This window comes from Sphingomonas sp. (assembly GCF_013816785.1).
In the GTDB taxonomy this organism is placed as follows: domain Bacteria; phylum Pseudomonadota; class Alphaproteobacteria; order Sphingomonadales; family Sphingomonadaceae; genus Sphingomicrobium.
On sequence record NZ_JACDDV010000079.1, the window covers coordinates 1 to 6,792 of the forward strand.

Below are 6,792 nucleotides of genomic sequence, written 5' to 3' on the forward strand. Positions count from 1 at the left end.
GTGTGGACCTGGGCGATCATCTTCACCCATTCGATCCGGCTCAGGCGAATCAACCGTAAGACCAAGGCCTTCGAGCGCGACTTCTGGGCGGCGAGCGACATCGACGCCTTCCACGCCAAGCGCGGCGAAGAGAAATTGCCGAGCGCGGCGGTGATGTCGGCGGCGCTTGACGAGTGGCGGCGCTCGACCCGCGCCAAGGCGGTCGACCGCGCCGGCACCCGCGAACGGCTCGCGAGCCGGATGAACGCCGCCGTGGCCACAGAGCTCGACCGGTTGGGCGACCGCCTCAACATCCTCGCCACGGTCGGATCGGTCGCTCCGTTCGTCGGTCTGTTCGGCACGGTGTGGGGCATCATGCGCAGCTTCACCGCCATCGCCGGGGCCAACAACACGTCGCTGGCCGTGGTCGCGCCGGGCATCGCCGAGGCGCTGTTCGCCACCGCCATCGGCCTGTTCGCGGCGATCCCGGCGGTGATCGCCTACAACCGCCTGACCCACGGCCTCGACCGGCTCGAGGCGCGGCTCGGCCGCTTCGCAGACCGCTTCCACGCGACCTTGAGCCGCGAGCTCGAGGTCGAGACCGGAACCGATCACTGATGGGTGCCAGCCTCCCATCCAGCTCAAGGCGACGAGGCCGCCGCGCGCCGATGTCGGAGATCAACGTGACGCCGCTGGTCGACGTCATGCTGGTGCTGCTGATCATCTTCATGGTCACCGCCCCGCTGTTGGTCGCCGGCGTGCCCATCGACCTTCCCGAAAGCCGCGCCGGCGCGCTCGACCAGCAGGCCAAGCCGGTCCAGATGGCGATCGACGAGAGCGGCGCGATCACCATCGACGACGCGCCCGCCGTGGAATCCGAGTTGCCGTCTAGGCTGGCGCAAATCGCCGCCGAGCCGCAGCCCCCCGAAGGCCGACGCATCTATTTGCGCGCCGACCGCGGGCTCGAATACGGTCGGGTGATGCGGGTCATGGGCGAGCTCAACCGCGCCGGGCTCAACCGCGTCGCTCTGGTCTCGGTCGGGGGTGAACAACCATGACCCTCGACCGCGCCGAGCTGGCCGGGACCGGCGCCGCGCTGGCGTTTCATATCGCGCTGATCGCTGCGCTGTCGCTCAGTTTGGCGCATGTCGAAAGCACCCCCGAGCCGCCCTCGATGGAGGTCGAATTCGTCGAGGATGTCGGGTTGCAGGCCGCCGCCCCGACCAGCATCGCGACGCCGCCTCCCGCCAGTCAGGCGCCCGAAATCGGCCAGGCCGAACCGGTCGAGCCCGCTCCAGCGCCCGTGCCTGCGCCACTGCCTTCCCCGCGCATTGCCCCGCCCCCGCCGCCCCGTCCCGTCGCAAGGCCTGCCCCGGCAAGACCCGCTCCGGCCCGACCTGCCCCGCGCGCATCGCGGATCGGCGACGACTTTCTCAAGGGCATCGCGGACAGTCCGTCGGCCAGCACCGCACCCGCCAAACCCTCGGCGCCGACCTTCAGCGCCAGCGCCAAGGCCAGCATCGGCCAGGCGATCCTGCGTCAGGTCAAGCCGTGCGCCGACCGCCAGCCGTTCATCGGCGAAGGTGCCAACACGGTGCGGCTGACGGTCAATTTGAAGCTCAACCGCAACGGCCGTCTGGCGCGCCCGCCGGTGGTGCTGCGGACTGCGGGCGACCCCGACCTACGGTCGAAATATGGCGACCTGCTGGAAGACCAGGTGCGCCGCATCTTCGCCGAATGCACGCCGTTGCGCCTGCCCGCCGACCTGTACGACACGCCGACCGGCGGCTGGGGCGACTTCACCTTCGTTTACAGGGTAGACTGAACCATGCGTAAGATCCTGACCGCCCTTCTCATCGGCCTCGCCTCCGCCGCCGGCGCTCAGGACGCGCCGCCGCCTGAGTTCGAGCTGGTCGGCGGCAGCGTCAAATCGAACCAGGCGATCGCCGTCCCGGCCCTGCCCTCGGCGGATTCAACCGGACGCCAGATCGCCGAGGTGATCGCGTCGGACCTTCGCGCCACCGGCCTGTTCACCCCGCTCGGGCCAAACGGCGTCCCGACCTATTCGGTCGAGGAAGCCGGCAACCCGGCTTACGGCACCTGGCGCAGCGCCGGCGCGTCGGCGCTGGTATCGGGCTATGTCGAGACGCGGCCCGACGGGCGAATAACGGTCGCCTGCTATCTGCACGACGTCACCGCCGGGCGCGAGCTGACGCACCAGGGTTTCGCGGTCGGCGCCGGCGAATGGCGCCGCGCCGCGCACAAATGCGCCGACATGGTCTATTCGCGCCTGTCAGGGCAGCAGCCCTATCTCGACACGCGCATCGTCTATGTCGCCGAAACGGGGCCGAAGAATGCTCGCGTCAAGCGCATCGCGCTGATGGATTCGGATGGCAGCAACCATCGTTATCTGACCCCGGGGCGCAGCACCGTCGTCACCCCGCGCTTCTCTCCGCGCGGCGACAAGCTGGTCTACACCGCCTATATCGGCCGCCGTCCGCGCGTCCTGCTTTACGACGTCGCCAGCGGTAGCGAGCGCCTGCTTATTCCCGGCAATGTCATTACCTTCGCCCCGCGCTTTTCGCCCGACGGGCGCGACGTCGTTTTCTCGATGGCCAACGGCGGCAACACCGACATTTACGTCGTCTCGGCCAATGGCGGCGAGCCGCGCCGACTGACTAGCGCGCCCGGCGCAGACACGTCGCCCAGCTACTCGCCCGATGGGCGCCAGATCATATTCGAAAGCGACCGTGGAGGCACCCAGCAACTCTACGTCATGGATGCCGGCGGATCGGGCCAAAAGCGGATCAGCTTCGGCGGCGGCCGCTATGCCTCGCCCGCCTGGAGCCCGCGCGGCGACATGATCGCCTTCACCAAGATCGGCGGCGCGTTCCGCATCGGCGTGATGTCGCCGTCGGGCGGTGGCGAGCGGATTCTGACCGACGCCTGGCAGGACGAGGGGCCGAGCTGGGCGCCCAACGGGCAGTTCGTGATGTTCCACCGCACGGCGCAAGGCTCGGGCGCGACGCGCCTCTACGCGGTGCCGGTCGGCGGCGGGCAGGCGCGGCTGCTGCCAACCCCACTCGGCGGATCCGACCCGAGCTGGTCGCCGCTGCAAAATTGATTTGGACAGGACCAAGAGGAGCAAGACCATGAACAAGACCATCCTGGCAGGCATGACCGGCATCGCCCTGTCGCTTGGCGCCTGCGCGAAAAAAATCCCGCCGGCCGACATTCCGCCGCCCGCGCAACCGGCTGAAACCAACCCCAATTCAGCCGATCCCAATTCGCTCGAGGTGGTCGAGCTGCCGGCGTTGCAAGCCGATCTGGTCGCCAAGGCGGGCTCGGACACGGTCTATTTCGGGACCGACCAATACGCGCTCGACGAGGCGTCGAAGGCCACGCTAGCCGCCCAGGCGCGCTGGATGTTGGCCAACCCCAATGTCCGCGCCTCGATCGAAGGGCATGCCGACGAACGCGGCACGCGCGAATATAACCAGGCGCTGGGCGAGCGGCGAGCCAATTCGGCGCGCGACTATCTTGTCTCGCAGGGCGTGCCGACGGCGCGGTTGGTGGTGACCAGCTGGGGCAAGGAGCGTCCGGTGGCGACTGGCTCCAACGAAGAAGCGTGGGCCCAGAACCGCCGCGCCGCGACCGTGATTATTCGGTGAATTCCTCCTCCGCACGGGGAGGCCCAGGAGTTACGCCGCGTACCGTTGCCCACCTTGGCCGAGCCACGCGCGCGCTTGACGCTGGGCGGCGGCGATCTCGCGCGCAGTCATCTCGATGGAGATTTCGGCGCGGCAGGCTTGGGCACGGGTGTCGCCCGATAGAGCGGCTAGATTGAACCATTTATGCGCTTCGGTGAGGTCGACCGGGGCCCCGCCGCGTCCGGTCGAAAAGCTCACGCCCAGATCGTAGAGCGCCTCGACATCCCCGGCCTCCGCGTCCGCCATCCGGCTACGGAGGAGGAAGTCTGCACTCTTCTGACTGATCGCCATTGGTAAATCCCCTGATCGCTCGATGAACCAAGGTTTCGGGCCGGAAGAGAAAACAAATGGTTAACGCGGCGGAGACCAACTCATCAAACTGTTGCTTCCGCGACACGGATATTGTCGATCAGCCGGGTTGTACCGATTGTCGCAGCCGCGATTAGCCTCATCTCGGCCGTAGGCCCATCGACCGGTTCGAGGGTCGCCGCGTCGACCAGCGCGAGATAATCGATCCGACCGAATCCCTCCGCGCGCAGCTGCCGCTTCGCCTCGCCAAGTGTCCCATTGACCGGAGCGCCTTCCAATATCGACGCGCGCGCCTGTTTGAGCACCTTGACCAGCGCCACCGCTCGCCTGCGCTCGTCCTCGCTCAAATAGGCATTGCGCGACGACAGGGCGAGGCCATCGCCGTCGCGCACCGTCTCGACGCCGTGGATAACGATTCCCAGCCCCAGGTCCGCCTCCATCCGCCTGATCACCGCCAGTTGCTGGAAATCCTTTTCGCCGAACAGGGCCATATCCGGCCGGACCGCGGCGAACAACTTGGCGACTACGGTCGCAACCCCGTCGAAATGTCCCGGTCGCGCCGCCCCGTCCCAGCGCTCGCTGACCCCGGCGACGCTGACCGTGGTCGCGAATCCGGGCGGGTAGATCTGCTCTATGGTCGGCCGCCACAGCAAGTCGCAGCAGTGCGCCTCGAGCAGCGCTGCATCCTCCCTTTCCCTTCGCGGGTAGCGGGCCAGATCCTCGCCATCGCCGAACTGCCGCGGATTGACGAAAATCGTCGCCACCACCCGGTCGGCCTTCGATCTTGCTGCGTCGATAAGCGCCATGTGCCCGGCGTGAAGCGCCCCCATCGTCGGGACCAGCGCGACCGTCTGGCCGGCTAGGCGCCACGGTTCCAGCGCCGCGGTCAAATCGATGTTTTCACTTACGATTTGCATGGGAATCGGGCCTTCGATACACCGGGCGGGAGGGGCCGCGTTCTCAAGGGGCGGTGGAGGGTTCAAATAGGGACAGTTAAGGCCATGGGCCAGCCGCATTTCATTATCTTCGCCAACGAAAAGGGCGGTACCGGCAAATCGACCACCGCGGTTCACACCGCCATCGCGCTTGCCGCATCGGGCCACCGCGTCGGTGCGCTCGACCTCGACCAGCGCCAGCGAACCCTAACCCGCTATCTTGAAAACCGCGACGCGACGATGCGCCGGCTCGACAAAAGGCTCGCCCACGCCGCCTACGAAGTGCTCGAAGATCAGACCGAAGCCGGACTTGAAGCCGCCATCGCCCGCCTTTCGAAGATAGCGGACGTCATCGTCATCGACACTCCCGGCCGCGACGATCCGATCGCCCGCGCGGCGATCCTCAAGGCCGACACGCTGGTCACGCCGATGAACGACAGTTTCGTCGATCTGGACCTGATCGGGCAAGTCCACCCCGAAAATTTCAAGATCACCAAACCGAGCTTCTACGCCGAACTGATTTGGGATAGCCGCACCCAGCGGGCCAAGGAAACCGGAAAGAGCGTCGACTGGGTGGTGCTCAGGAACCGCTTGCAGCATGTCACCTCGCACAATCTGCAGCGCGTCGGCGCCGCCCTTGACGAGCTTGCCCGCCGGGTCGGCTTCCGCGTCATTGCCGGCCTGGGCGAGCGCGTCATTTACCGCGAGCTGTTTCCCAAGGGTCTGACCCTACTCGACCTTGCGGAACTGGGCGAAGTCGGCTTGGGACACATAACCGCGCGTCAGGAGTTGCGCGAGATGATCGCGGGGCTGGCCATCCCAGGCCGGGCCGAGATCGACGAAGCGCCCAAGGCCGCCGCCGCGGGCTAATCACCCATGGCCAGGAATTGCATTCAGGAAATCTAATGTCGCATATCTTCAATCGTACCATCCTGCGCGAATATGACGTGCGGGGGATCGTCGGATCGACCCTGTTCCCCGCCGACGCGCGCGCCCTCGGCCGCAGCTATGCCGCGCTCGCCACGAGTGAAGGCGCCAAGCGCGTCGCGGTCGGCCGCGACGGCCGCACCCACTCGCCCGAGTTCGAGGCCGCGCTGATCGAAGGGCTCACCACGGGCGGTCTCGACGTCGTGCGGATCGGCCTTGGCCCCTCGCCGATGCTCTACTTCGCCGTGTCGACGCTCGACGTAGATGGCGGGATCCAAGTCACCGGCAGCCATAATCCGTCCGACTATAACGGCTTCAAGATGCTCTTGAAGGGCCGCTCGGTGTTCGGCGCCGAGATCCAGGATTTGGGCCGCCGCGCGGCGCAAGGCGACTGGAGCGAGGGTGCGGGATCGGTCAGCGACCACGACATCATCGACGCCTACGTCGACGCGCTGGTCAAAGGCTTCGACGGCAAGGCGTACAAGATCGGCTGGGACGCCGGTAACGGCGCTGGCGGGCCAGTGCTCGAAAAGCTCGTCAAGCGCCTGCCGGGCGAGCATCACACCCTCTATACCGAAGTCGACGGCAATTTCCCCAACCACCACCCCGACCCGACCGTCGAGGCCAACCTTGCCGACCTGAAGAAGCTCGTCGCCGACAAGAGCCTCGATTTCGGCATCGCCTTCGATGGCGATGCCGATCGCATCGGCGCAGTCGATTCCCAAGGGCGCGTCATCTGGGGCGACCAGCTCCTGATCATCCTCGCCGGCCCGGTGCTCAAGGCCGAGCCCGGCGCGACGATCATCGCCGACGTCAAGGCCAGCCAGACTTTGTTCGACCGCATCGCCGAAATGGGCGGCAAGCCATTGATGTGGAACACCGGCCACAGCCTGATCAAGGCCAAGATGAAGGAAACCGGTGCGCCGCTCGCG

General features: G+C 66.9%; 9 protein-coding genes. 7 read left to right on the top strand and 2 right to left on the bottom strand.

The features are described from left to right. The 5 genes from tolQ to pal form a co-directional block, all read left to right on the top strand. On the top strand, window positions 1–597 hold a 597-nt coding region (tolQ, locus tag H0W65_RS11780), incomplete at its 5' end, for a protein TolQ (protein ID WP_294007800.1). Next, window positions 597–1,037 (top strand): ExbD/TolR family protein, encoded by a 441-nt coding sequence (locus H0W65_RS11785; RefSeq protein WP_294007802.1) that lies wholly within the window; start codon window positions 597–599, stop codon window positions 1,035–1,037. The genes tolQ and H0W65_RS11785, both read left to right, overlap by 1 nt. Then, window positions 1,034–1,804 (top strand): hypothetical protein, encoded by a 771-nt coding sequence (locus tag H0W65_RS11790; RefSeq protein WP_294007804.1) that lies wholly within the window; start codon window positions 1,034–1,036, stop codon window positions 1,802–1,804. Before H0W65_RS11785 ends, H0W65_RS11790 begins: the two co-directional genes overlap by 4 nt. Before the next feature lie 3 nt (window positions 1,805–1,807). Next, window positions 1,808–3,103 carry a Tol-Pal system beta propeller repeat protein TolB gene (gene tolB, locus H0W65_RS11795; protein ID WP_294007806.1) on the top strand — a complete coding sequence of 432 codons (1,296 nt, stop codon included), beginning with the start codon at window positions 1,808–1,810 and terminating at the stop codon, window positions 3,101–3,103. A gap of 28 nt (window positions 3,104–3,131) precedes the next feature. After that, window positions 3,132–3,650, top strand: coding sequence for a peptidoglycan-associated lipoprotein Pal (gene pal / locus H0W65_RS11800; protein ID WP_294007808.1), 519 nt, complete (start codon window positions 3,132–3,134; stop codon window positions 3,648–3,650). 30 nt (window positions 3,651–3,680) lie between these two features. Here pal and H0W65_RS11805 read toward each other — a convergent pair whose 3' ends face one another. Together H0W65_RS11805 and panC are read right to left on the bottom strand one after the other, a co-directional pair. Next, window positions 3,681–3,980 (bottom strand): SEL1-like repeat protein, encoded by a 300-nt coding sequence (locus H0W65_RS11805; protein ID WP_294007810.1) that lies wholly within the window; start codon window positions 3,978–3,980, stop codon window positions 3,681–3,683. 83 nt (window positions 3,981–4,063) lie between these two features. Beyond that, the gene (gene panC / locus H0W65_RS11810; RefSeq protein WP_294007811.1) at window positions 4,064–4,915 is read right to left on the bottom strand and encodes a pantoate--beta-alanine ligase; all 852 of its coding nucleotides are present in this window, start codon (window positions 4,913–4,915) and stop codon (window positions 4,064–4,066) included. 84 nt (window positions 4,916–4,999) lie between these two features. Here panC and H0W65_RS11815 point away from each other — a divergent pair, with 84 nt between their 5' ends. Next, entirely contained in the window at window positions 5,000–5,803 is an 804-nt protein-coding gene (locus H0W65_RS11815; RefSeq protein ID WP_294007813.1) for a division plane positioning ATPase MipZ, read from the top strand. A gap of 35 nt (window positions 5,804–5,838) precedes the next feature. Then, a partial coding sequence (locus H0W65_RS11820) for a phosphomannomutase/phosphoglucomutase (protein WP_294007815.1) occupies window positions 5,839–6,792 on the top strand: 954 nt, incomplete at its 3' end.

Coding starts and splice junctions, on each gene's coding strand:
- panC (WP_294007811.1), bottom strand. CDS start 4,915: ATGCAAATCGTAAGTGAAAACATCGATTTGACCGCGGCGCTGGAACCG.
- pal (WP_294007808.1), top strand. CDS start 3,132: ATGAACAAGACCATCCTGGCAGGCATGACCGGCATCGCCCTGTCGCTT.
- H0W65_RS11815 (WP_294007813.1), top strand. CDS start 5,000: ATGGGCCAGCCGCATTTCATTATCTTCGCCAACGAAAAGGGCGGTACC.
- H0W65_RS11790 (WP_294007804.1), top strand. CDS start 1,034: ATGACCCTCGACCGCGCCGAGCTGGCCGGGACCGGCGCCGCGCTGGCG.
- H0W65_RS11785 (WP_294007802.1), top strand. CDS start 597: ATGGGTGCCAGCCTCCCATCCAGCTCAAGGCGACGAGGCCGCCGCGCG.
- H0W65_RS11805 (WP_294007810.1), bottom strand. CDS start 3,980: ATGGCGATCAGTCAGAAGAGTGCAGACTTCCTCCTCCGTAGCCGGATG.
- tolB (WP_294007806.1), top strand. CDS start 1,808: ATGCGTAAGATCCTGACCGCCCTTCTCATCGGCCTCGCCTCCGCCGCC.